The following is a 23,972-nucleotide window of genomic DNA, read 5'->3' as shown; positions in this document are numbered from 1 at the left end:
GGCCCACTCCGCCATTGCTGTGCGATTACCAGGACGGCTACCTGGCCGGTCACCCCGTCCGGCTGCAACGCGCCGTGCTGGGCGGACCGGCCCGCCCGGCCGTCGCGCCGGGCGATCCGACGCGCTGGCTGGACACCTGACCAGCCCCCGTTGACCCGCCCGGTCGGCAACCACCCGCTCCGAGTAATAGCCCGCTGCCGCTAATGTCGTTCCTATGGCTCAGCCCGACGCAGCGTCCGGTGACGCGACACCACTCGGTGTGTGGCCCGGCACCGCTTACCCGCTCGGCGCGACTTACGACGGGGCGGGCACCAACTTCTCGGTGTTCTCCGAGGTTGCCGACGCCGTCGAGTTGTGCCTCATCGACCGGGACGGCACCGAATCCCGGGTGCCGCTCGACGAGGTCGACGGGTACGTGTGGCATGCCTACCTGCCCGCGGTCGGCCCCGGTCAGCGCTACGGGTTCCGGGTGCACGGTCCCTACGATCCGGACCACGGATTACGTTGCGACCCGAGCAAACTGCTGCTCGATCCGTACGGCAAGGCGTTCGACGGCGAATTCGACAACGACCCGTCGCTGTACACGCACGGCCTGGACTCGCTCGGCCACACCATGGCAGGCGTGGTGATCAACCCGTACTTCGACTGGGGCACCGACCGCGCGCCGAACCGCCCGTACCACGAGACGGTGATCTACGAGGCGCACGTCAAAGGCATGACCGCGACCCACCCCGACGTCCCGGAAGAGTTGCGCGGCACCTATTCCGGCATCGCGCACCCGGCGATCATCGAGCACCTGAAAGGCTTGGGCGTCACCGCGATCGAGCTGATGCCGGTGCACCAGTTCCTGCACGACAGCGTGCTGCTCGATCAGGGCCTGCGAAACTACTGGGGCTACAACAGCTTCGGCTACCTCGCCCCGCACAACGAGTACGCCGCGATCAAACGCGCCGACTCCGCGGTGACCGAATTCAAGGCGATGGTGCGCGCACTGCACGCCGAGGACATCGAGGTGATCCTCGACGTGGTCTACAACCACACCGCCGAGGGCAACCATCGCGGGCCGACCATCGGCTTCCGCGGCATCGACAACGCCGCCTACTACCGCGTGCTCGACGAAGACCCTTCGCACTACATGGATTACACCGGCACCGGCAACAGCCTGAACGTGCGGCACCCGCACACCTTGCAGCTGATCATGGACTCGCTGCGCTACTGGGTGCTGGACATGCACGTCGACGGCTTCCGCTTCGACCTGGCCGCCACGCTGGCCCGCGAGCTGCACGACGTCGACCGGCTGTCCACGTTTTTCGATCTGGTGCAACAGGATCCGGTGGTCAGCCAGGTCAAGCTGATCGCGGAACCCTGGGACGTCGGCGAGGGCGGATACCAGGTCGGCAACTTCCCCGGCCTGTGGACCGAGTGGAACGGCAAGTACCGCGACACCGTGCGCGACTACTGGCGCGGCGAGCCGGCCACCTTGGGCGAGTTCGCTTCCCGGCTCACCGGCTCCTCGGATCTGTACGAGGCCACCGGCCGCAGGCCCAGCGCGAGCATCAACTTCATCACCGCGCACGACGGGTTCACCCTGCGGGACCTGGTGTCCTACAACGAGAAACACAACGAGGCCAACGGCGAGGACAACCGCGACGGCGAGAGCTGGAACCGGTCCTGGAACTGCGGGGTCGAGGGCGACACCGACGATCCGCACATCCTGGCGCTGCGGGACAGGCAGAGCCGCAACCTGTTGGCCACGCTGGTGCTCAGCCAGGGCGTGCCGATGCTCGCGCACGGCGACGAGATGGGCCGCACCCAGCACGGCAACAACAACGTCTACTGCCAAGATTCCCCGCTGGCCTGGATGGATTGGTCACTGATGCAGAAGAATTCGGACCTGCTCGAATTCACCCGCAACGTGATCGCGTTGCGCACCGAGCACCCGGTCTTCCGGCGCCGCCGCTTCCTCGACGGCAGGCCGGTGCGCTCGAAGGACCGCGCGCGCGACATCGCCTGGCTCACCCCGGAGGGCGCGGAGATGACCACCGCGGACTGGGACAGCGGCTTCGGCAAGTCGCTCACGGTCTTCCTGAACGGCAAGGGCATTCACGAACCGGACCCGCGCGGCCAGCGGATCACCGACGACTCGTTCCTGCTGTGCTTCAACGCGCACGACGAGGCCATGGACTTCACCCTGCCCAACTCCGACTACGGAACCCAGTGGGCGGTCGCGCTCGACTGCTCGACGCCGACCGGGCTGACCGACGCGAGCTACCCCGCGGCGGCCACCCTGCCGGTCGAATCCCGTTGCCTGCTGGTCCTCCGTCACGCCGGATGACCGGAACACCCATGACCACACCGGAATCCACCGAGACGCACGTGACCGATCCCCTCTCGATGCGCCGCACCCCGGCCAGGCCGACCACGGTCCGCAGCACCTACCGGCTCCAGCTGCGGCCGGACGCACTGACCTTCAGCGACGCCAGGACCATCGCGGAATACCTACAGCAGCTGGGCATTTCGCACCTGTACCTGTCGCCGATCCTCACCGCGGCGCACGGTTCGACGCACGGCTACGACGTCACCGACCCCACCACGGTGTCGGCGGCGCTCGGCGGGCCCGCCGGGCTCAAGGCGCTGTCCGACGAAGTGCGCAGCCGCGGTATGGGTTTGATCGTCGACCTGGTGCCCAACCATGTCGGCGTGGCCGATCCGCGGCAGAACGCGTGGTGGTGGGATGTGCTGCGCAACGGCCGGGAATCCGCCTACGCGCACTACTTCGACATCGACTGGAGCTCGGCCAACGGCGCGGGCGGCCGGCTGGCCCTGCCGGTGTTGCAGAGCGAGAACGACCCGGCCGCACTGACAGTCGATCGGTCCGGCTCCGAACCGATGCTGGCCCTGCACGATCTGCGCTTCCCCATCGCCCAGGGCACCGACGGCGACAACGCGCTGCGCATCCACGACAAACAGCACTACCGCCTGGTGAGCTGGAAGGCAGGCGTGTGCACCTACCGCCGGTTCTTCGCGGTGAGCAGCCTGGCCGCCGTCCGCCAGGAGGACAAAGAGGTCTTCGAAGCCACCCATCGCGAGCTCGCCGCCTGGTGCGAGCACGACCTGATCGACGGCGTCCGCATCGACCATCCGGACGGATTGTCCTATCCCACCGCCTATCTCGCGCGGGTGCGCAGATTGATCGGCCCGAACCGGCTGCTGCTGGTAGAGAAGATCCTGGCCAACCGGGAACCCCTGGACTCGACCCTGCCGGTCGACGGCACCACCGGCTACGACGCGCTGGCCGACCTCGGCGGCGTGCTCATCGACCCGGACGGCGAGCAGGCGCTGACCGAGCTGTCCAAGCAGGTCGCCGGGCACGGCAGCGACCGCTCCTGGATCGGCGAGACCGAGCACCGGATCAAGCGCGCCGTCGCGGAAAGCATTCTGGCGCCGGAGGTTCGGCGCCTCGTCGGGGCGATCAAGCGGGACGCGGGCGCCGAGAGTTTCGACACCATGGCGATGACCAACGCCACCATCGAGGTGCTCGCGTTCATGCCGGTCTACCGGGCCGACTACGCGCCGCTGGCCGGCATGATCGCCGCCGTCATCGCCGAGGTGGAGAAGCGCAACAGCGAACTCACCGCGCCGCTGGCGGTGCTGGTCGCCGCGCTCGCCGCGGACGGCGAGGCGGCGGTGCGGTTCAGCCAGGTCTGCGGCGCGGTCACCGCGAAGGCGGTGGAGGACACCATGTTCTACCAGGCCGCCCGGCTGGTCTCGCTGCAAGAGGTAGGCGGTAATCCGGCCCGGTTCGCGCACTCGCTCAACGAATTCCACCTGTCCAACAGCGAACGCGCGCAGCGCTGGCCCGCCACCATGACCACGCTGTCCACCCACGACACCAAGCGCGGCGAGGACGTGCGCGCCCGCATCGGCGTGCTCTCCCAAGCCGCCGACACGTGGGCGCAGAACGTCGAGTCCTGGGAGGAGTCGACCCCCGGACCGGACGGCGCGACCACATTGTTCCTGTTGCAGAACATGTTCGGCGTCTGGCCGGCCGACGGCCGCCCGGCAGCGTCGGTCCCCGGCCTGCGCGAGCGGCTGCACAAGTTCGCGGAGAAGTCGATTCGCGAGGCCGGCACCAAATCCTCCTGGGAGGAACCGGATTCCGAGTTCGAGACCGCGGTGCACACCTGGATCGACGCGGTGATCGACGGCCCGGTCGGCTCCGAACTCGGCGACCTGGTGCACGAGCTCGCACCGCACGCGTGGTCGGATGCGTTGTCGCAGAAGCTGCTCCAGCTCTGCGGCCCCGGCATCCCGGACATCTATCAAGGGTGCGAGCTGTGGGAGGACTCCCTCGTCGACCCGGACAACCGGCGCCCGGTGGACTTCGCGGTCCGCACCGGCATGCTGCAATCCCTCACCGGCACACCGGCGCTGGACACCACCGGGGCGGCGAAGATGTGGATCGTCGCGTACGCGCTGTGGTTGCGCCGGGAGCGCCCCGACTGCTTCGTCGGCGGCACCTACCTGCCGCTGTTCGCCATCGGCGAGCAGGCCAGCAGGTTGGTGTCCTATGCCAGGGGCCGCGTCGGCGCGGCCCCCGAGGTGATCGTCGCGACCACCAGGCACAGCGTCGACCTCGCCGAAACCGGCTGGGGCGATACGACTCTCGACCTGCCCCAGGGCACCTGGACGGACCGGCTAACCGGCCACACCTTCCAGGGCCGGGCTCGCCTGGAGAAGCTCTTCGGCCGGCTGCCCGTCGCACTGCTGGTGCGCTGAGACCGGGCTGACCTTCTCCAGCAGCTCCTCCGGGAACATCCCGCCGAACCGGGCGCGCCAGCGGCGCAGGTTCGGCGGGCGGTAGTCATCGTTCTCGTTGACCACCGAGGCCAGCCGGATGCCCTGCTCGTGACCGTTGGCCAAGCGCCGCCAGGAGTCCAGGTAGAACCGCGGGCTGCGCGGATGCCGCAGCGTGCGAACCACATTCAGGACCCGGTAGCCGAGGCCGAGCGACGGATGCGGCCGCATGTGCCGTTCCGCGTCCGCGGCCCGGCAGGTCTTGGACAGCTCCTCGAGCCGTTCGCGGTCGAAGGCGAGCCCGACCGACTCGGCCTCGCGCACCATCCAGCGCAGCGTGATGTCGGAGAGCCCGCATTCGGCGTAGCCGCCGCCGATGTCGCTGTGCACGCCCTCGAACCACACCTGCTTGACCCGCTGGAATCCCCTGCGGTACTTCACGTTCGGCTCGACCGGCACCTCCCAGAGGCACGGCTCGAAGTTGCGCCGCCGCTCGTCGATGGCCAGCGCCTGCCGCGCGCAGTGCACACTCGGGGCGAGCTTGACGTCGTGGAACTTGTAGCGCAGCGAGGTCAGTCCGGGCACGCCGAGCGCGCCGACGGTGTCGAAGACCCCGAGGAAGTTGATGATCGGCGCGTTCTTGTGGCAGTTGGCCTTGCGGAAGTCGATCCACTCCTGCGGCGTCGTCCCGTCTTTCGGCGCCACCTGCTGGTGGATGTTCAGCGCCTCCGGGTACTTGCCGTTGATCATGGCCTCGGGCGTCAGGATCCCGATGCGGTCGATCAGGCCGGAGAGGCTGCGCGCGGTGAACGCGCCGCGGCTGAACCCGAAGATGTAGATCTCGTCGCCCGGCTGCCAATTCAGCGCCAGGTGCCAGTACGCGGAGGACAGATTCGCCTCCAGGCCGAGCCCGAAGGCGCCACCCATCAGCCGATCGGACAGGAACCCACGGGCACCGGGCCCCGATACGTAGGTGACCCACTGCGGGATCGTCTCGCCCAGCGGACCGGCCGCGTCGTACCGGATCGTCTGCGCGATCTTGATGATGTTGGATACCGTGCTGCTGGACTCCGCTTTCCACGTTCCGTCACAACATACGACCAGGCGTTTCATGGACCAGATCCTCCCGCCGGGTTCCTGATGAAACCCGCGTACTCGACTACTCGAATCATCGAGCACACGGTAAAAGGTGTTAATGAACAACACCTGTTTCAATCAGGTAGGCCGGTTCGGCCAGGTCGGGCGGGACGATTCAGCCGCTCAGAGCCAGGTGGGATCGCCGAAGACCGCGCCGGAATCGTCGACCTCGGGGGATTTGTAATCGACGTACGCGTATTGCCGGAGAGTAACCGGGCCGGTGCACGAATTCACCTTGATATGGAAATCGCGGAAGCTGAGCTGGATCAACTTGCCGGGAATCATGTCTTTCTCGGCAATTGCTACCTCGCCGACCTCGCCGGGGGCGAGATTCAGGGTGGCGACCGGGTTCGGATTGACGCTCGGCGACTGGCCGATGACGAGGTCGGGCGTCGCACCGAGGGTGCCCGCGCCGATGGTCACCGCGCAGCCGACGTGATAGCCGATCCGGAGCTTGCCCGCCGAGGCTCCCTCGACCTGGCCGTAGCCGATCGAACTGACCAGCGCCTCCCGGGTGGTCCCCATGAAGTTCAACGGCGGAATCCGGTAGATGTACTCCTCCCGGCTGCCGATGGTGAACTTCTTCGCACCGTCGCCCGGCGGGACGAACGACTTCTCGTGCGGGGGCATGCTGATCACCTCGGCAGTCGCGGTCGGCGCGAGGGCAGCAACGGACGCGCAGGTCACGGCGACGCCCGCCAAGGCCTGGACAGTCCTTTTCACATTCGACCCCATAGCCCCAGACCTTAGTAGCCGATGGCTATATCAGCCGGGTGCGACACGGCATAACTGCCGCGCGCTTACCGACCGATGATCGGTCGTCCAGCTGCCCGATACGGTGTGGACATGCTCCAGGGAAGACAAGCCGAACAAGAACACATCGATCGGCTTCTCGCTGCGGCACGCGACGGGCGCAGCAGCGCGCTGGTGCTGCGCGGCGAGCCCGGGATCGGCAAGACGGCGCTGCTGGATTATGCGGCCGCCCAGGGCATTCCGGCGGTGCGCAGCGCGGGCATCGAATCCGAAGCCGAATTGCCCTTCGCCGGACTGCATCTGCTGGTGCGGCCGGGTATCGCATTGCTGGACACCCTGCCCGACCGGCAGCGCGACGCGTTGCGCGGCGCTTTCGGTCTGGCGCAACCGGATCCGGGCGATCGGCTGCTGATCGGCCTCGCGGTGTTGTCGTTGCTGGCCGAGGAGGCGACCGACGGGCCGCTGCTCTGCCTGATCGATGACGCGCACTGGCTCGATCGCGCGACCGCGGAAGCGCTGCTGTTCGCCGCCCGACGGCTGGACGCGGAGGGCGTGGTGATGATCTTCGCGACCCGTCCGGGGGTGGACGTTTTCCCCGCCCCGGGTCTGCCTGAGCTGATCGTGACCGGGCTGCCGCCGGAGGCGGCCGCCGCCCTGGTGGACAGTCGCGACCCTGATTTGTCCCCGGTGCTGCGGTATCGGCTGCTCAGCGAGGCGGGCGGCAATCCGCTGGCCTTACGCGAGCTGCCCGCCGTGCTCGCGGCGGAATCACCTGGCGCAGGAGCGAATCCGCTGCCATTGACGCAGCGGCTCCAGGTCGCGTTCCACGGTCAGGCGAGCAGGCTGCCCGCGCCGACCAGACTGCTGTTGCTGATCGCGGCGGCGGCGAGCAATGCCGACCTCGCCACGGTGCTGCGGGCGGGCGCCGCGCTCGACGCTGAGCTGTCCGATCTGGCGCCGGCCGAAGACGCCGGACTCGTGCACAGCGACGGCCGGACGTTGAGCTTCCGTCATCCGCTGTTGCGTTCGGCGATCTATCAGGGTGCGCCGCTGACTCAGCGCCTCGCTGTCCACCGCGCCCTCGCCGAGGCGCTGACCTCGGACGAAGATGCCGACCTGCGGGCCTGGCACCTTGCTTCGGCGGCAACGGGTCCGGATGAATCCACCGCCGCCGCGCTCGAGGAAACCGCCGACCGCGCTCGGGAACGCAGCGGCTATCACGGTGCCGTCGCCGCCTACGAACGCGCGGCCGGACTGAGCACCGCGGCGACGGATCGGGTGCGCAGGCTGGTGCTCGCCGCCGAGACCGCGGGTGAAACGGGGCTGCCCGATCTAGCCAGGCAGCTCGCCGAACGCGCCGCCGCCCAGACGACCGATCAACTGGTGCTGGCACGCCTCGACCTCGTCCGCGGCGTCGCGGAATTCGGTGCGGGCAAGCCACTTTCGGCGCACCGGTTGCTACTCGGCGCGGCCGCGGCGGTGCGGGCGTCCGAGCCGCCGCGTGCCGCGCGCATCCTCGCTCAAGCGCTGCACACGGCCTGGTACCTCGGTGCGCCGGAGCTGGCCGAGGTGGTCGATTCGCTGACGACGCTCGCGCTGCCGGACAGCGAACCGCTCGCACCGATCGCGCGCTACATGGTCGCGGCGGCCAACGGGCGGTTCACCGTCGACCTGCGCGCGGCGGCGACCGCGGCGCGGAACGCGGGTGCGGACAGTCCGCGGGACCTGGTGCAGCTGTGTGGCATGGGTCTGGTCGTCGGGCAGGACGACCAGGTCGCCGAGCTGGCCGGCGAACTCGTCGCCGAATGCCGCGAGCAGGGCCGGATCGCGCTGCTGCCGACGCTGCTGTTCTTCCGGGCCGAGGCCGAGGCGTTTCTCGGCCGGCCGGGTGAGGGCCGGATCGCCGCGACCGAGGGGTTGCGGATCGCGACCGATCTCGGGCACGGGCAGTGGATCAGTCAGCTGTCCGCCTACCTCGCGTATCTGGCGGCGCTGGAGGGCCGGGCGGAAGACTGCCGGGAACTGGTCGATCGTGCGCTCGCCGAGGAGTTCGGCGGTGGTGCCGCGGCGGGCGCGCCGTGGACACATCTCGCACTCGGTTCACTGGAGCTGGGGCTCGGCAAGGTCGACAGCGCGTTCGCCCGATTGGCCCTGCTGACCGTCGAACCCGCACGTCATCACGTGGCCGGGCGGCGTGCGCTACCCGAACTGATCGAGGCGGCGGTCCGGCTCGGTGATCCGGCCCGCGCGGGCGACGCACTGGACCGGCTGACCGAATGGGCCGAGGTCGCGCAGCAGGAGTGGGTCTCGGCTCTGGCATTCCGGGGCCGGGCCCTGATCGATGACGCGAACGCCGACCAGCACTACCGCGCGGCGCTGCGCCTCGGCGGCCGGCCGTTCGAACAGGCGAGAACCCAACTGCTGTACGGCGAATGGTTGCGTCGCACGCGCCGCAAGGCCGACGCGCGAACTCAGCTGCAACCCGCGCTGGAAGCCTTCGAACGACTCGACGCCAACCCGTGGGCCCAACGAACCCGCACCGAACTCGCGGCGCTCGGCGTCGGCACCGCCGCCCGCCCCGCGCAGGGCGTGCTGGCGGCATTGACGCCGCAGGAACTACAGATCGTCCGATTGGCCGCGCAGGGCATGTCCAATCGGGACATCGCCGCGCAGTTGTTCCTCAGTCCACGCACCGTCGGCCATCACCTGTACAAGGCGTATCCAAAGCTGGGCGTGCTGTCGCGAGGTGAACTCGCGGATCTCCCGCTCGACGCGGACTAGGCGCTGCGGTCGGCCGAACGACGTGCGACGGCCACGCCGACCAGCCAGCGGGCCGCCCCGACTGCTGCGGCGATCAGCACCGCCACCTGCGGCGATCCGGTGATCAGCGCGAGAATCAGGCAGATCACCAGCGCGGCGGCCAGCGCCTCGAGCTTGTACAGCGGCCACGCGCTCCCGGCGATCTCAATGGTCGCGGAGCGGGCCGACGGGTGAACAACTGCCATCTAGTAAGGATATGCGGACAGTGAAGTTCGGTCTACCGAACTTTGGTGTCGCCGGGAACACAGTGGATCCCCGAGACGTTTCCTCGTTCATGCCACTGACAGGAGAATACGAACCGAGTACATCCGACTGGGCCCGCGAGCAAGCCGAGAAGTACGAGAACTCCGGCGGCGCCGAGGGCACCACGATGCAGGGAAAGCCGGTCATCCTGCTGACCACCAAGGGTGCGAAGTCAGGCAAACTGCGTAAGACCCCGTTGATGCGGGTCGAGCACAACGGCGAATACGCGGTGGTCGCCTCGCTGGGCGGCGCACCGAAGCATCCCGTCTGGTACTACAACATCAAGGCCGAACCGCACGTCGAACTGCGCGACGGCACGGAGAACAAGGACTACACCGCCCGCGAGGTCACCGGTGACGAGCGGCAGGTGTGGTGGGACCGGGCCGCCGAGGTCTGGCCGGACTACAACGAGTACACGAAGAAGACAGACCGCGTCATCCCTGTCTTCGTCCTGACTCCGCAGGACTGAGCCCCGGCGTCGGATCATCCGACGCGATGCCGGCTGATTCTGTGCAGCACCGCCACCCGCCGCAGCAGCCCGAAGCGGCGGGTGGCAGCATATTTCGGGTGTCCAATCCGCTTGATGTCATCGACGCACTGTCCAGTTCTCGTCCCGCGCTGAGCGCGGACGAGATCGACGCTGCCGCCAAGCGAATTGCCGAGATTATCGAGCCGACTCCGCTGCAACGCAGCGAGCGGCTATCGCGGCTCACCGGAGCGAACGTCTACTTGAAGCGCGAGGACCTGTCCGCGGTCCGCTCATACAAGTTGCGTGGCGCCTACAACCTGGTGATGCAGCTGACCGCGAGCGAACGCGCCGCCGGCGTGGTCGCGGCCAGCGCGGGCAACCACGCACAGGGCGTGGCGTTCGCCTGCCACGCGATGGGCATCAAGTGCCGCATCTACGTCCCGACCACCACGCCCAAGCAGAAACGCGACCGGATCCGGGTGCACGGCGGCGAATTCGTGCAGCTGATCGCGGTCGGCGAAACCTACGATGCCGCGGCCGCGGCGGCCAGCGACGACGTCGAACGCACCGGCGCGACCATGGTGCCGCCGTTCGACGACGTGCGCACCGCGGCCGGGCAGGGCACCATCGCGCCGGAAATCCTGGAGCAGCTCGGCACCTCCCCCGACCTGGTCGTGGTGCCGGTGGGCGGCGGTGGCTGCCTGGCCGGCGTCGGCACCTACCTGCGCGACCGGTCGCCGCACACCTCGATTCTCGGTGTGGAACCGGCGGGTGCGGCCTCGATGACCGCGGCGCTGGTGGCCGGCGGACCGGTGACGCTGCCGGAGATCGACCCGTTCGTGGACGGCGCCGCAGTGCGCCGGATCGGTCAGGTGCCGTTCGCGGCGATCGCCGGGTTCGGCGGCCGGGTGGTCTCGCACGCCTCGCTGCCGTTACTGACCACCACCGAATCCCCCACCGGGACAAGCTCGTTCCGGATGATGCAGGTCGACGAGGGCGCCATCTGCACGACCATGCTCGACCTGTACCAGAACGAGGGCATCATCGCCGAACCCGCTGGGGCGCTGGCGGTTACGGCGCTGTCCGAGCTCACGGTGCAGCCTGGTTCGACGGTGGTGTGCCTGGTCTCCGGCGGCAACAACGATGTATCGCGCTACGGCGAGATCATCGAGCGCTCGCTGGTGCACCGCGGCCTGAAACACTATTTCCTGGTGGACTTCCCGCAGGAGCCGGGCGCGCTGCGGCGCTTCCTGGACGAGGTGCTCGGGCCGGACGACGACATCACCATGTTCGAGTACGTCAAGCGCAACAACCGCGAAACCGGTTCGGCGCTGGTCGGTATCGAGCTCGGCGCCCCGGATGGGCTGGGCGCGTTGCTGGAACGGATGGCCGAATCGCCGATCCAGTGCGAACGACTCGAACCCGGCTCGCCGGCCTACCGCTATCTGACCTGACCTATGCCGCCGCCTCGCGCGTCTCCTCCAGGGGGATGCGCCGGGTGGCGCGCAGGCAGTTCAGCAGCATCGGCAGCATCCAGAACGCCGCCGACATGTCGTAGGACATCTGGCCGACGGACAGCCGGTTGTGCACGAAGCCGACCGAAAGGCCGAGGCGCGGTTCGGCCCAGCCGAAGGAACCGCCGAGGCCGATGTGGCCGAATCCGGCGTGCGCGCCCGGCATCGGCAGCGAGTGGTAGCCGAGCCGCCAGAGCATGGGCGTGTAGAACAGGGCGTGGTCGAGGCGGTAGGTCTGAATCCGCCGGATCGCCTTGATCGTTCGCGGGCTCAGGTACTGACGGCCGTCTGCCACACCGTCGTTGGCGAGCGCGCCGTACATGGTGGCGAGCGCCGTTGCGGTGCAGACACCGTTGCCGGCGCCGAGTTCGGTATTCAGGATCGGTGGCTGGTCGCCGGCCAGGATGGATTCCAATCCGGGCAGGAACAGGCAGCGGGTAGCCGCGCCCAACGCACCGGGGATCCGGTGGCTGCGGCCCAATATCATTGCGCTGACCGGCTTTCCGATCAGGCTCAGCTGGGAGCCGGCCAGCGGCGCATAGGTGGTCGGGGCGTCCGGCGGCGGTGCGCCGAGGTGGATGCCGTCGATGCCGAGCGGGTCGGCGACCTCGGAACGGAACAGCTCGCCCATGCTGCGGCCGGTGATCGACCGGGCCAGGCCGGCCATCAGCCAGCCGAAGGTGAGCGCGTGATAGGCCGGAACGCCCAGCAGGCGATCGGGTTTCGCGGCGGCCAGGCGCTGTTCCATCAGCTCGTGGTCGAGCACGTCGCCGAGGCCGGTGGCCAGCGGCGCGAGCGCGGACAGGCCCGCGCTGTGCGTCATCGCTTGGCGCACGGTGATTTTCGCCTTGCCGTTGGCGGCGAACTCCGGCCAGTACTCCGCGACCGGAGCGGTGTAATCGATCAGCCCCCGGTCGGCGAGGCGATGGATGACGGTGGCGGTGACGCCCTTCGTCGCGGAGAAGATGATCGACCCGGTGTCCTGGGTCCACGGCGTGCTGCCGCCGGATCCGGTCCAGATGTCGAGCAGCGGCTCGCCGTGCAGGTGCACCGAGAGGGCGCCGCCCGCGCCGCGGCGGTGTCCGAAGGTTCTGGCGAAAGCGCGCACCAGTGGGGCGAATTCGGCGGTGGCCTGGCCACCCATCCCGGTCGGGATCGGCGCTAGATCCCCGGAAGCCTCGTTGCTCATCTTTCTACGGTAATGGCGGCGGTCACACCGGGCAATGGATCTGTCTCGGACAGTTTTCTTTCGTGACTTCCCCGCAACCGGGGTTTTGCTCAGTGGTCGGCGAGGAGCGCGAACGAGTGCGCGGGTAGCGTCGTCGCCGACGGGCCCGAGGTCGGCGGCTCCCAGGACAGCAGCGAGAAGCCGGTGACCGGCACGGTGACCTGGTCTTCGGACAGGTTGCACACCAGTTTCAGCTCGCCGCGATGCACGACGATCCAGCGCGCGTTCTCGTCGTAATCGACCGAGATATGGGTCAGCCACGGGTCGGTGAGTTCGGGTCGCTCGCGGCGCAGGGCCAGCAGTTTCCGGTAGCAGGAATGTAGCCGGATGTGCCGGGATTCTTCGAGTTCGGCCCAGTTCAGCTTCGAGCGCAGGAACGTCTCCGGGTCCTGTGGGTTCGGCACTTCGTCGGTGCTCCAGCCGTGTTCGGCGAATTCGGCCTTGCGGCCGTCCGCGGTGGCGGCCGCGATCACCGGGTCGGTGTGCGAGGTGAAGAACAGGAACGGGGTGTTCGCGCCCCACTCCTCGCCCATGAACAGCATCGGCGTGTACGGCGAGCACAGCACCAGTGCGGCTTTGATCGCCAGTTGGCCGTCGGTGAGATTGGCGCTGGGGCGGTCGCCGATGGCGCGGTTGCCGATCTGGTCATGGTTGCAGGTGTAGGCGAGCAGGGAGCTGGCCGGGATCACCGCGGTGTCGATCGGGCGGCCGTGGGTGCGCGCACGGAAGCTGGAAAACGTTGCGGCGTGGAAGAATCCGTGCGTCAGGGTGTGGGCCAGGCAGCGCAGTGAGCCGAAATCGGCGTAGTAGCCCTGACGTTCACCGGAGACCGCGGTGTGGATCGCGTGGTGCAGGTCGTCGTTCCACTGGCCGGTCAGTCCGTAACCGCCCGCGGCGCGCGGGGTGATCAGTTTCGGGTCGTTCAGGTCGCTCTCCGCGATAAGGGTGAGCGGCCTGCGCACGTGCGCGGCGAGACGCGTTGTCTCGGTGGCGAGTTCGGCGAGTATGTGGTTCGCGGTGCGGTCGACCAGGGCGTGCACGGCGTCGATGCGGAGTGCGTCGATGTGGAAGTCGCGCAGCCAGCGCAAGGCGTTGCCGATGATGTGCCGGCGCACCTCGTCGGAGTCGGGGCCATCCAGATTCAGGCTCTGCCCCCACGTGTTGCGCCCCTCGGTGAGGTAGGGCGCGAAGCGCGGGAGGTAATTCCCGGAGGGGCCGAGATGGTTGTAGACAACGTCCAGCGCCACCGCCAACCCACGCGCATGGCAGGCGTCCACGAACCGCTGCAACCCATCCGGCCCGCCATACGGCTCGTGCACCGCATACCAGAGCACCCCGTCGTAACCCCAGTTATGCGAGCCGTCGAACGCGTTCACCGGCATCAACTCAACGACGGTGACACCGAGATCGACCAGATAGTCGAGCCGCTCGATCGCCGAGTCGAACGTCCCCTCCGGAGTGAAGGTACCGACGTGCATCTCATAGAACACCGCACCGGCCAACTCCCGCCCGGTCCACCCGGAATCCGTCCACACCGACCGATCAAGCCGGTGCACCGCCGACCGCTCATGCACCCCGTCCGGCTGCCGAGCCGACCGCGGATCCGGCAAAACCTTCGGATCATCATCAAGCAAAAACCCATACCGCGCCCCATCAGCAGCAACCACCTCAGCCCGCCACCAACCACCCCCCAACCGCCCCATCGGATGCACAACACCATCCACATCCACCCGCACCCGCTCCACCCGCGGCGCCCACACCTCGAACAAGGTCACCCCGCCAGCATTCCACGGCCCAGGCCTCCCCGCCCCGCAACCCAATCCCCGTAGCCCGGCATCCTCAGCATCCCCGCAGCCGTTCGGCGTGCCCGGCGTCCTCCGGCAATCCCCGGGCGCTCTAGGCGTGCTCGGCGTCCCCCGACGCGCCCGGCGCGCTAGGCATGCTCGGCGTGCTCGGCGTCCCCCGGATACTCGGCGTCCCCGGCGTCCCCCGGCAATCCCCGGCGTGCTCGGCGTCCCCCCGGCGTGCCCGACATCGCTCTGCGTGCCCGACATCGCTCTGCGTGCCTGACGTCCCCCGGCATCCCCGGCACGCTCGGTGTCCCCCTGCTTTGCCTGACGTCCCCTTGTTTGCCCGACGTCGCTCGGCATGCCCGGCGCGCTCGGCGGCCTGCGTGCCCGGCGGCCCTGCGTGCCCGACGTCCTCAGCATGCCCGCGTCCCTGGCGCGCTCGTCGTGCCCCGCGTGCCCGACGTCCCTCCGCGTGCCCGACGTCGCTCGGCGGCCCTGCGTGCCCGGCGTCGCTCTGTGTGCCTGGCGTAACCCGCGTGCTCGACGTCCCCCGCGTGCCCCGGTGTCCCTGACCGTCCCCGGCATGCCCCGCGTGCCCGGCATGCCGCGTCCCCCGGCGCGCTCGACGTGCCCCGCGTTCCCGACGTGCCCGACGTCCCTTGGCGTGCTCGGCGTGCTCGGCGTGCTCGGCGTGCTCGGCGTCGGATGATGCGGGTTGATGCACGGTTGGGATGAGCAGGGGGCGGGGGCTCGTTGTCGCGTGCATCGACAAGCGATCTTCGATGTGTGCGACCCTCGCGCGCCTACTTCCCACGGGGCCACGGGTGCAGCGATGATGTGTGCGGCTCGATTCCACGAGGAGGTCATGCGGTGCGATCGGTGACCAAGCAAACGATGACGGTGACGCGGGCGGTGGTGGGACTGTCGCTGGCCGTGGCGCTCAGCGGCTGTGGTGCCGGCGGCTCGAATGGGGGCGGCCCGAGCAGCGCCGTGCAGCAGCGTCCGAGTGCTTCGGCGGCAACGACTGGCGGCGCTTCGACGGCACCGGCCACGAGTGCGGAACCTGCGGACTCGACCACGGTCCAGTCCGCGGGTTCGACCTACACGGTTCGAAAGGTGGAGGTGCCCAACGGTGTCGGCACCTCCGATGTCGCAGCATCGTTAGAGCTGTCCGGCGGCGATCCGCGGGTCGCCGAGGTCTTCAATCGCGGTGTGCGGACGTACATCCAGGAACAACTGGACGCGGTCAACCACAGCGACGACCCACGCCCACACTCCGTCCACTCCACCGGCAAGCTCTTCTCCACCGACAGCACGATCAGCGAAGTCATCTCCGGCCTGATCAGCTACCAGGGCGAGGCCCACCCGTTCAAGATCCTCGCCACCATCACCACCAACGCCCACACCGCCGCCCCCATCCTGATCGGCGACCTCTTCACCGACCGCCAGTCCGGAATCACCGAACTGGCCGCCGCCACAACCGAAGCAACAAAACAGGTCCATCCCCAATTAGCCGACAGCCCCACCATCACGACCGCGCTACAACCAACAGAAAAGAACTTCGCCAACTGGATCCCCACTCCCACCGGCATCCAGATCTACATAGACACCGGCCTCTACGTCTACGGCTACCCCTGCGTAGAAGTCCCCTGGTCCCGTTTACGCCCAGCACTCGGCCCAACCATGCGACCGGTCGCCGAAAAGGCACCCGACGCACCCCCGAAGGCCTGCACCGGGTTGTAGATCTCCCGGCAGTTTGCGCGGTGCGGTGCCGATGAGCGACCGGGCACAATATGGCCGACAGCCCGCACCGCGGAGCAGACCTCCGGTCAACCAGTCGGCTTCGATGAGCGACTGGCATCGAGCCGCGGTCGACAGCATTCACCACTGTTTCCAATTCACCGGCCCGATCAGCACAGACCCTGTCTCGGCGCTGCGCAAGATCGGTGTCTGCCGCCGATCAGGGTCGGCGAGAGGTTGCGCCTGGTGGCGCGTTGGGGGTGGTGCTGGGAGAGTGGGCTGGTGGGCTTCTATGGAGATCGAGTTGTGCCGCGGATTGTCGATGTGGCGTGTGGGATGCGGTTCAATGAGCCGTTGCGGGAGCGGGTGTGTTCCGGGTTGCGGGGGCGGGTTGTGGAGATCGGGTTCGGGTCTGGGTTGAATGTGCCTTTCTATCCGGCGGCGGTGGATTCGGTCAGTGCGGTCGAGCCTGCTGATCTCGGGTGGAAGTTGGCGAGTGAGCGGGTTGCGGCGTCGAAGGTGCCGGTCGAGCGGGCCGGGCTGGATGGACAGTCACTTCCGTTCGCGGACAACACTTTCGACTCCGCGGTGTCGACCTGGACTCTGTGCACGATCCCCGATGTTGCGACTGCACTCGCCGAGGTCCGCCGAGTGCTCGCTCCCGGCGGAACCCTGCACTTCGTCGAGCACGGCCTCGCCCCGGACCACAAGGTCCAGGTGTGGCAGAACCGCCTGAACCCGATCCAGAAAACCCTCTGCGGCGGCTGCAACCTGAACCGCAACATCCGCGGCCTACTGACCACCGCCGGCTTCGAAATCCAAGACATCGACGTCTTCTACGCTGAAGACGCCCCCCGATTCCTCGCCGCCCAATCTCTCGGCACCGCAGTCTCCCCCTAGCTAACACGCGGTATTGAATGACAACCAGCGGTGCAAGTTCGTTCCGCGACGGTTGCGATCCGAGCCGCGACACCTACGACCCGCCGACAGCTGAGTGACGTCGACCCCCGGCCGTTCGAAGTCGATTTATCGAATGCCCGAGAGCCGACGTGCGACTGGAATCGTCGCAACACAGCAGGTCTCCGCGTCACGGAATGGCCAGCACCAGCTTCAACGCTGTGTTGACCGCCATGATGGTGGCCGGGCACACCGCGCCGAGGAACGTGGTGAACTCGTCTCGATGTAATTGCTGTAGGTCGTCGGTAACGATGTGACCGACGAGCGGATCATCGGTCGATAGCGGCACCATAGTTGGCAAACTCGCATACTTGTCCGTCGTCGTAATGCGGACGGCAAGTATGCGTGGCAGCTGCCGATTCCGGCGATTGTTGGAGACGATCAACCAAGGTTTAGGTCCGTAGCCGCAGTCGGCACTGTAGATCTGACCACGGCTCGGCACGACGAGTGTCATCCGGGCATCACTCGATCGACTTCGTCCGCATACCTGCGGCGCCGCTCCTCAGCCTCGGCCTCATCGTGGATCTCCGGCCAAATCTCGGCGAGCTGTTCATAACCGTCCTCCAGTGCTTGGTCGATCAGCACTTGCGCGCCGATCGACATCAGAACTCGGATGACAGTCGCTTCGGACGCATCGGGGGTCAGGGAGTAACCGAGGTGTGCGGCGAGGGATTCGAACAGCACCCACTCGGCTCCCTTTCGGTCACTGAGCGTCGCGAGGGTGCGTTCCTCCCGCTCAGTGAGGGTCAAGGTGGTTCGTCTGGTCATGCATCAGATTTTACATCGATGCAGATGCGCTATCAAGCATCAGATAGTGATGCACCTGTTCGCATCACCTTCTTTTGAAACGGTCAGTACAAAACTGTGTTAACGTCTTTCGCATGGCACGACCGAGACAGTTCGACGAGGAGCGGGCAGTCGACGCCGCGATGCGCGCGTTCTGGACCGCGGGCTACGAGGCGACCTCGACCCAGGACCTGTGCGACGCAACCGGATTGGGCCGCAGCAGCATCTACAACACCTTCACGAGCAAGCACGACCTGTTCGAGCGGGCATTACGCCGATACATGACCACGAAGAACACCACCACCTTCGCACTACTCGACGGCGACCAGTCCGCGAGGGACAAGATGCGAACCCTCCTGCAACAGGTCGTCGACGCCCCGGACGACGACCCACTCGGCTGCCTGGTCGTCAATTCGATCATCGAACTCGCACCCCGCGATCCGGAAGTGGCCGCGGCGCTGCGCGACGACCAGGAACTACGCCTCGCCGCCCTGACCGAGGTGCTCGAAAGCGGCAGGCGCGCAGGCGAAATCGACAAGACCAAGAATGCCCGCGAGCTGGCGCACTTCATCAACGCCACCATCGGCGGCATGCGCGTAGCCGCCCGCGGCGGCGTCGGCCGCGACGCGCTGCAAGCCATCGCCGCGACCGCACTGAACGCCCTCTGACCCAATCCCCCACGCCGACAGTCTCTTTCCACGTGCCAGTTTTGAACTGAATGATCTAAAACCAGAGAGGTACCCGATGCCGTTCGCCGTCTACATCCTGGGCCTATCCATCTTCGCCCAGGGCACCTCGGAGATGATGCTCTCCGGCCTGCTCACCGAGCTCTCCACCGACCTCGGCGTCACCATTCCCCAAGCCGGACTGCTGATCTCGGCCTTCGCCATCGGCATGCTGATCGGCGCACCGATCCTCGCCGTCACCACCCTGCGCCTCCCCCGCCGCAGCGCACTGCTCGCCTTCCTCGCGGTATTCGTCGGCGCGCACGTCGTCGGCGCGCTGACCTCGGATTACTGGGTGCTGTTCGCGACCAGGGCGGTCGGCGCGTTCGTCTACGCCGGCTTCTGGTCGGTCGCGGCCACCACCGCCATCGGCCTGGTCCCCGCGAACGCCCGCGGCAAGGCGATGAGCATCGTGGCCGGCGGCCTCACCATCGCCACCGTCATCGGCCTGCCCGCGGGTACCGTGATCGGCCAGCATCTCGGCTGGCGCGCCGCGTTCTGGGCGGTCGCGATCATGTCCGTGCTGGCCATGGTCGGCGTGCTCGCCAAGATCCCGGCCGGCCGCGCGGAAACCCAGCCGGATCTCCGAAAAGAACTGCGCAGCATCGCCAATCCCCGCCTGTGGCTGTCCTACAGCACGACCGCGCTCTCCACCGCCGCGCTGATGGTCACCTTCGCCTACCTCGGCGCACTGCTCTCGAAGACGACCGGCCTGAGCGACGGCTGGATCCCGATCGTGCTGGTGGTCTACGGCGTCGGCAGCTTCCTCGGCATCGTGGTCGGCGGCCGCACCGCCGACGCCCACCCGATCCGCACGCTGTACATCGGCTTCACCGGCGTGATCATCACGTCGATCCTGCTGGCCCTCACCGCCGAACACCCCGCCCCGGTCGTCGCCCTCACCTTCCTGCTGGGCGCCTTCGGTTTCGGCACCAACCCCACCCTCAACAGCCGAGTCTTCAACCTGGCCGCCGACGGACCCACCCTCGCCCCGGCCTTCAACGTCTCCTCGTTCAACATCGGCATCACCCTCGGCCCGTGGCTGGGCGGTCTGGCCATCGGCGCCGGCCTCGGCTACTCGTCGGTCGCCTGGATCGGCGCCGCCATCGGCCTGGCCGCCATCGGCACGGTCACTGCGGAGCAACTCCTGAACCGCCGCCCCATCACCGCCCCGCACCACGGCAAACAGCCCGAACTCGTGCACTGAGCACAACCAGAAGATCTCCGGCGGGCCGGCCCCGCCGGAGATTTTCGCGTCGAACAGTCCACCCACAGGATGTTCCCCGAAGCACCACCCGCAGGCACCCCGGCTCGCATACTGACATCGGAAGCGCGCCTTGTGGAAAGGGGTCAGTTAAACGCTGACTGGGCATTGCCCATGCAGGTTCGAATCCTGTCGCTTCCGCCGACACCGAGCCTGGCGGTGCTCAGACCGCCAGGCAACCGGGACCGAGCAGCGCCTTCAGGTCACCCATCAGCGCCGACGACGGCGTAACCCGCAGGCTGTCATCGAGTTTCAGCAGCGTCGTCTTCTCCCGGGCGCCCACGTGCCGGATGTGCACGTCGGCGGTGCCGGGATGCCGGGACAGGATGCGCTTGAACTCGCCGATCTTGTCGGGCGTGCACATCCGGGTCGACATCACCACCGCGAGCGGCTTGGCCACACCGATGGACGACAGATCCGGCACCGCGAGATCGTTGGCGATCAGCGAGATCCGGTCGTCGCGCACCGAGACGCGCGCCTTCACCAGCACCACCGCGTCCTCGACCACGTCCATCCCGTACACCGAGTACGCCTGCGGGAAGAACAGCACCTCGATGCCACCGGCCAGGTCTTCCAGCTGGGCCGAGGCCCAGGCCAGGCCGTTCTTGTTGATCCGCCGGTTCACCGAGGCGAGAATGCCGCCGACGGTCACCTGGGTGCCGTCCTTGATGTCGCCTTCGAGGATCGCCGGGATGTGCGTATCCGATTGCGCCGCAAGCACATGCTCGACGCCGTTGAGCGGATGCCCGGACACGTACAGGCCGAGCATCTCGCGCTCGAGCGCCAGCTTGTGCTTGGACTCCCACTCGTCGTCGGGCACCTTCACGTTGAACACCGACGACACCGACTCGTCCGCGTCCACCCCGCCGAACAGGTCGAACTGCCCGATCGCCTCGGCCTTCTTGGTCGACATCACCGCGTCGATGGCGTCGGAGTGGATCAGCAGCAGCCCCTTGCGCGGGTGCCCCAGCGAGTCGAATCCGCCTGCCTTGATGAGGGATTCGGTGACCTTCTTGGTGCAGGCGATCGCGTCGATCTTGTTCAGATAGTCGGAGAAGTCGGTGAACTTCGACTTCTCCTTGCGCGCGGCGATGATCGAGGACACCACGTTCGCGCCGACGTTGCGCACCGCGCCGAGCCCGAACCGGATGTCCTTGCCGACCGAGGCGAAGTTCAGCTCGGACTCGTTGACGTCCGGCGGCAGCACAGTGATGCCGAGGCGGCGGCAGTCCGAAAGGTAGACCGCGGCCTTGTCCTTGTCGTCACCGACGGAGGTGAGCAGCCCGGCCATGTATTCGCCCGGGTAGTTGGCCTTGAGGTAGGCGGTCCAGAAGGAGACCAGACCGTAGCCGGCGGCGTGCGACTTGTTGAACGCGTAACCGGCGAACGGAAGGATGGTGTCCCACAGCGCCTTCACCGCGGCCTCGGAGAACCCGTTGGCGGTCATGCCCGCGTGGAAGCCCTTGTATTCGGCTTCCAGCACCTCGAGCTTCTTCTTACCCATGGCCTTACGCAGCGCGTCGGCCTTACCCATCGAGTAGGAGGCGACCTTCTGCGCGATGAACATGATCTGCTCTTGGTAGACGATCAGGCCGTAGGTCTCCGAGAGGATGTCCTTGAGCGGTTCCTCGAGCTCGGGATGGATCGGGCTGATCGGCTGCCGGTTGTTCTTGCGGTCGGCGTAGTCGTTGTGCGCGTTCATGCCCATCGGGCCGGGGCGGTACAGCGCGAGCACCGCGACGATGTCGTTGAAGCCGGTCGGCTGCATGCGGCGCAGCAGGTCGCGCATCGGACCACCGTCGAGCTGGAACACGCCGAGCGTGTCACCGCGGGACAGCAATTCGTAGGTGGCCTTGTCGTCCAGCGGCAGCGTGTCCAGGTCGAGATCGATGCCGCGGTTGGCCTTGATGTTCTCCATCGCGTCACCGATGACGGTGAGGTTGCGCAGGCCGAGGAAGTCCATCTTCAGCAGGCCGATGGCCTCACACGACGGGTAGTCCCAGCCGGTGATGATGGCGCCGTCCTGGGCACGCTTCCACACCGGGATGGTGTCGGTGAGCGGCTCGGAGGACATGATCACCGCACAGGCGTGCACGCCTGCGTTGCGGATCAGGCCCTCGAGGCCGCGGGCGGTCTCGTAGATCTTCGCGACATCGGGGTTGCTGCCGATGAGTTCGCGGACCTCGGCGGCTTCTTTGTACCGCTCGTGGTCGGGGTCGGTGATGCCCGCGACCGAGATGTCCTTGGCCATGATCGGCGGCGGCAGCGCCTTGGAGATCTGGTCGGCGATGGCGAAACCGGGCTGGCCGAACAGGACTCGCGCGGAGTCCTTGATCGCGGCCTTGGTCTTGATGGTACCGAAGGTGATCACCTGGGCGACCCGGTCGGTGCCCCACTTCTCGGTGGCGTAGCGGACCATCTCGCCGCGGCGGCGATCGTCGAAGTCGATATCGATATCGGGTGCGGACGGGCGTTCCGGGTTGAGGAACCGCTCGAACAGCAGGCCGTGCGGGATCGGGTCGATGTTGGTGATGCCGAGCGCGTAGGCGACCAGCGAACCGGCCGCCGAACCACGGCCCGGACCGACCCGGATGCCGACCTCTTTCGCGTGCGACACGAGGTCGCCGACGACGAGGAAGTAGGCCGGGAAGCCCTTCTGCTTGATCACGTCGAGCTCGAAGTAGGCGCGGGTGTAGTACTCCTCCGGCACCCCGTCCGGGAACCGGCGGGCCAGACCGCGGTCGACTTCCTTGCGCAGGAAGGAGTTCTGGTCATCGCCCTCGGGCACCGGGAACACCGGCATCCGGTCCTTGAAGGCCCACACGTCGTCGTAGGACTGCACGCGTTCGCCGATGAGCACGGTGTTGTCGCAGGCGCCGGGAACCTCGGCGTCCCACAGCGCGCGCATCTCCTCGGCGGACTTCAGGTAGTAACCGTCACCGTCGAACTTGAACCGGGTGGGGTCGCTGAGCGTCTTGCCGGTCTGAATGCACAGCAGCGCTTCGTGATTGGTCGACTGGTCCTTGGTGACGTAATGGCAGTCGTTGGTCGCGATCGGCGGAATGCCGAGCTTCTGGCCGATCTCGATGAGACCCTCGCGGACCCGGCGTTCGATGGACAGCCCGTGGTCCATGATCTCCAGGAAGAAGTTGTCCTTCCCGAAGATCTCCTGCCACTTGGCCGCGGCCTCCAGCGCCTCGCGGTCGTGGCCGAGGCGCAACCGCGTCTGCACCTCGCCCGACGGGCAGCCGGTGGTCGCGATGATGCCCTCGGCGTACTGCGCGATGATCTCTTCGTCCATACGCGCCCACTTGCCGAGCTGACCCTCCAGCGACGCCAGCGAGGACAGCTTGAACAGGTTGCGCAGCCCGGTCGCGTTCTCCGCGACCATGGTCATGTGGGTGTAGGCGCCGGAGCCGGAGACGTCGTCGCCTTTCTGGCTCGGATCGCCCCACTGCACGCGCTTGGTGTCGAACCGGGAGGCGGGCGCGATGTAGGCCTCGATGCCGATGATCGGCTTGATGCCTGCCTTCTTCGCCGAGTTGTAGAACTCGGAGGCGCCGTACATGTTGCCGTGGTCGGTCATCCCCACCGCGTCCATCCCCAAGCGTTTCGCCTCGGCGAACAGGGGCGAAATCTTAGCCGCACCGTCGAGCATGGAGTACTCGGTGTGGTTGTGCAGGTGAACGAACGATCCGGACGAGGCGGCCAAGACGGTCCTTCCTCCCAAGGTCTCGACGGGGGTTGGC

Annotated in this window: 19 protein-coding genes and 1 tRNA gene; 12 read left to right on the top strand and 8 right to left on the bottom strand. The window is 67.5% G+C overall.

Translation table 11 applies throughout. The features are described from left to right. Positions 1-14 precede the first annotated feature (14 nt). The 3 genes from F3087_RS47225 to treY all read left to right on the top strand — a co-directional run bounded on the left by F3087_RS47225 (position 15) and on the right by treY (position 4,779). Complete coding sequence (locus tag F3087_RS47225; protein WP_263407264.1) at positions 15-140, top strand: hypothetical protein; 126 nt, start codon at positions 15-17, stop codon at positions 138-140. Positions 141-214: 74 nt separating this feature from the next. Beyond that, positions 215-2,335 (top strand): glycogen debranching protein GlgX, encoded by a 2,121-nt coding sequence (glgX, locus tag F3087_RS36180; RefSeq protein WP_150406616.1) that lies wholly within the window; start codon positions 215-217, stop codon positions 2,333-2,335. 59 nt (positions 2,336-2,394) lie between these two features. Next, positions 2,395-4,779 carry a malto-oligosyltrehalose synthase gene (gene treY / locus F3087_RS36175; protein ID WP_223885617.1) on the top strand — a complete coding sequence of 795 codons (2,385 nt, stop codon included), beginning with the start codon at positions 2,395-2,397 and terminating at the stop codon, positions 4,777-4,779. Here the strand turns inward: treY and F3087_RS36170 are convergent. Both F3087_RS36170 and F3087_RS36165 read right to left on the bottom strand, forming a co-directional pair. Beyond that, on the bottom strand, positions 4,699-5,910 hold the full coding sequence (locus tag F3087_RS36170; protein WP_150406614.1) for a DUF2235 domain-containing protein: 1,212 nt from the start codon (positions 5,908-5,910) through the stop codon (positions 4,699-4,701). The genes treY and F3087_RS36170 overlap by 81 nt on opposite strands. A 147-nt stretch (positions 5,911-6,057) precedes the next feature. Continuing rightward, on the bottom strand, positions 6,058-6,657 hold the full coding sequence (locus F3087_RS36165; protein WP_223885600.1) for an MspA family porin: 600 nt from the start codon (positions 6,655-6,657) through the stop codon (positions 6,058-6,060). Positions 6,658-6,780: 123 nt separating this feature from the next. On the opposite strand from F3087_RS36165, the gene F3087_RS36160 reads away from it, so the two are divergent. Beyond that, positions 6,781-9,468, top strand: a complete 2,688-nt coding sequence (locus F3087_RS36160; protein WP_150406613.1) for a helix-turn-helix transcriptional regulator — start codon at positions 6,781-6,783, stop codon at positions 9,466-9,468. On the opposite strand, the gene F3087_RS36155 is transcribed toward F3087_RS36160, so the two are convergent. Next, positions 9,465-9,692, bottom strand: a complete 228-nt coding sequence (locus F3087_RS36155) for a hypothetical protein (protein ID WP_150406612.1) — start codon at positions 9,690-9,692, stop codon at positions 9,465-9,467. The two genes, F3087_RS36160 and F3087_RS36155, sit on opposite strands and share 4 nt — an antisense overlap. Before the next feature lie 89 nt (positions 9,693-9,781). Between F3087_RS36155 and F3087_RS36150 the strand changes: the two genes are divergently transcribed. Together F3087_RS36150 and ilvA are read left to right on the top strand one after the other, a co-directional pair. After that, complete coding sequence (locus tag F3087_RS36150; RefSeq protein ID WP_150406611.1) at positions 9,782-10,219, top strand: nitroreductase family deazaflavin-dependent oxidoreductase; 438 nt, start codon at positions 9,782-9,784, stop codon at positions 10,217-10,219. 98 nt (positions 10,220-10,317) lie between these two features. Further along, on the top strand, positions 10,318-11,673 hold the full coding sequence (ilvA, locus tag F3087_RS36145; RefSeq protein ID WP_150406610.1) for a threonine ammonia-lyase IlvA: 1,356 nt from the start codon (positions 10,318-10,320) through the stop codon (positions 11,671-11,673). Position 11,674: 1 nt separating this feature from the next. On the opposite strand, the gene F3087_RS36140 is transcribed toward ilvA, so the two are convergent. Both F3087_RS36140 and treZ read right to left on the bottom strand, forming a co-directional pair. Further along, complete coding sequence (locus tag F3087_RS36140) at positions 11,675-12,922, bottom strand: serine hydrolase domain-containing protein (protein WP_191094315.1); 1,248 nt, start codon at positions 12,920-12,922, stop codon at positions 11,675-11,677. A gap of 89 nt (positions 12,923-13,011) precedes the next feature. Beyond that, positions 13,012-14,736: a malto-oligosyltrehalose trehalohydrolase gene (treZ, locus tag F3087_RS36135; protein WP_150406609.1), complete on the bottom strand. Its 1,725-nt coding sequence runs from the start codon at positions 14,734-14,736 to the stop codon at positions 13,012-13,014. A gap of 598 nt (positions 14,737-15,334) precedes the next feature. Here treZ and F3087_RS47220 point away from each other — a divergent pair. The 3 genes from F3087_RS47220 (at position 15,335) to F3087_RS36125 (ending at position 17,391) form a co-directional block, all read left to right on the top strand. Beyond that, positions 15,335-15,460 carry a hypothetical protein gene (locus F3087_RS47220; protein WP_263407263.1) on the top strand — a complete coding sequence of 42 codons (126 nt, stop codon included), beginning with the start codon at positions 15,335-15,337 and terminating at the stop codon, positions 15,458-15,460. A 170-nt stretch (positions 15,461-15,630) separates the two neighbouring features. Further along, the gene (locus tag F3087_RS36130; protein ID WP_150406608.1) at positions 15,631-16,494 is read left to right on the top strand and encodes a hypothetical protein; all 864 of its coding nucleotides are present in this window, start codon (positions 15,631-15,633) and stop codon (positions 16,492-16,494) included. A 279-nt stretch (positions 16,495-16,773) separates the two neighbouring features. After that, complete coding sequence (locus tag F3087_RS36125) at positions 16,774-17,391, top strand: class I SAM-dependent methyltransferase (protein ID WP_150406607.1); 618 nt, start codon at positions 16,774-16,776, stop codon at positions 17,389-17,391. A gap of 187 nt (positions 17,392-17,578) precedes the next feature. Here the strand turns inward: F3087_RS36125 and F3087_RS36120 are convergent, their stop codons facing one another. Then, on the bottom strand, positions 17,579-17,902 hold the full coding sequence (locus F3087_RS36120; protein WP_150406606.1) for a type II toxin-antitoxin system PemK/MazF family toxin: 324 nt from the start codon (positions 17,900-17,902) through the stop codon (positions 17,579-17,581). Continuing rightward, entirely contained in the window at positions 17,899-18,216 is a 318-nt protein-coding gene (locus F3087_RS36115) for a hypothetical protein (protein ID WP_150406605.1), read from the bottom strand. Before F3087_RS36115 ends, F3087_RS36120 begins: the two co-directional genes overlap by 4 nt. A 113-nt stretch (positions 18,217-18,329) precedes the next feature. Between F3087_RS36115 and F3087_RS36110 the strand changes: the two genes are divergently transcribed. The 3 genes from F3087_RS36110 to F3087_RS36100 all read left to right on the top strand — a co-directional run bounded on the left by F3087_RS36110 (position 18,330) and on the right by F3087_RS36100 (position 20,364). Continuing rightward, complete coding sequence (locus F3087_RS36110; protein ID WP_150406604.1) at positions 18,330-18,902, top strand: TetR/AcrR family transcriptional regulator; 573 nt, start codon at positions 18,330-18,332, stop codon at positions 18,900-18,902. Between the two features lie 76 nt (positions 18,903-18,978). After that, positions 18,979-20,166, top strand: a complete 1,188-nt coding sequence (locus F3087_RS36105) for a Cmx/CmrA family chloramphenicol efflux MFS transporter (RefSeq protein WP_150406603.1) — start codon at positions 18,979-18,981, stop codon at positions 20,164-20,166. Between the two features lie 119 nt (positions 20,167-20,285). Further along, a tRNA-Phe gene (locus F3087_RS36100) sits at positions 20,286-20,364 on the top strand. A 22-nt stretch (positions 20,365-20,386) separates the two neighbouring features. Here F3087_RS36100 and dnaE read toward each other — a convergent pair. Then, positions 20,387-23,935, bottom strand: a complete 3,549-nt coding sequence (dnaE, locus tag F3087_RS36095; protein WP_150406602.1) for a DNA polymerase III subunit alpha — start codon at positions 23,933-23,935, stop codon at positions 20,387-20,389. Positions 23,936-23,972: the final 37 nt, after the last annotated feature.

Source organism: Nocardia colli (assembly GCF_008704205.1).
Lineage (GTDB): Bacteria > Actinomycetota > Actinomycetes > Mycobacteriales > Mycobacteriaceae > Nocardia > Nocardia colli.
This window is presented reverse-complemented; position numbering and strand designations above follow the sequence as displayed.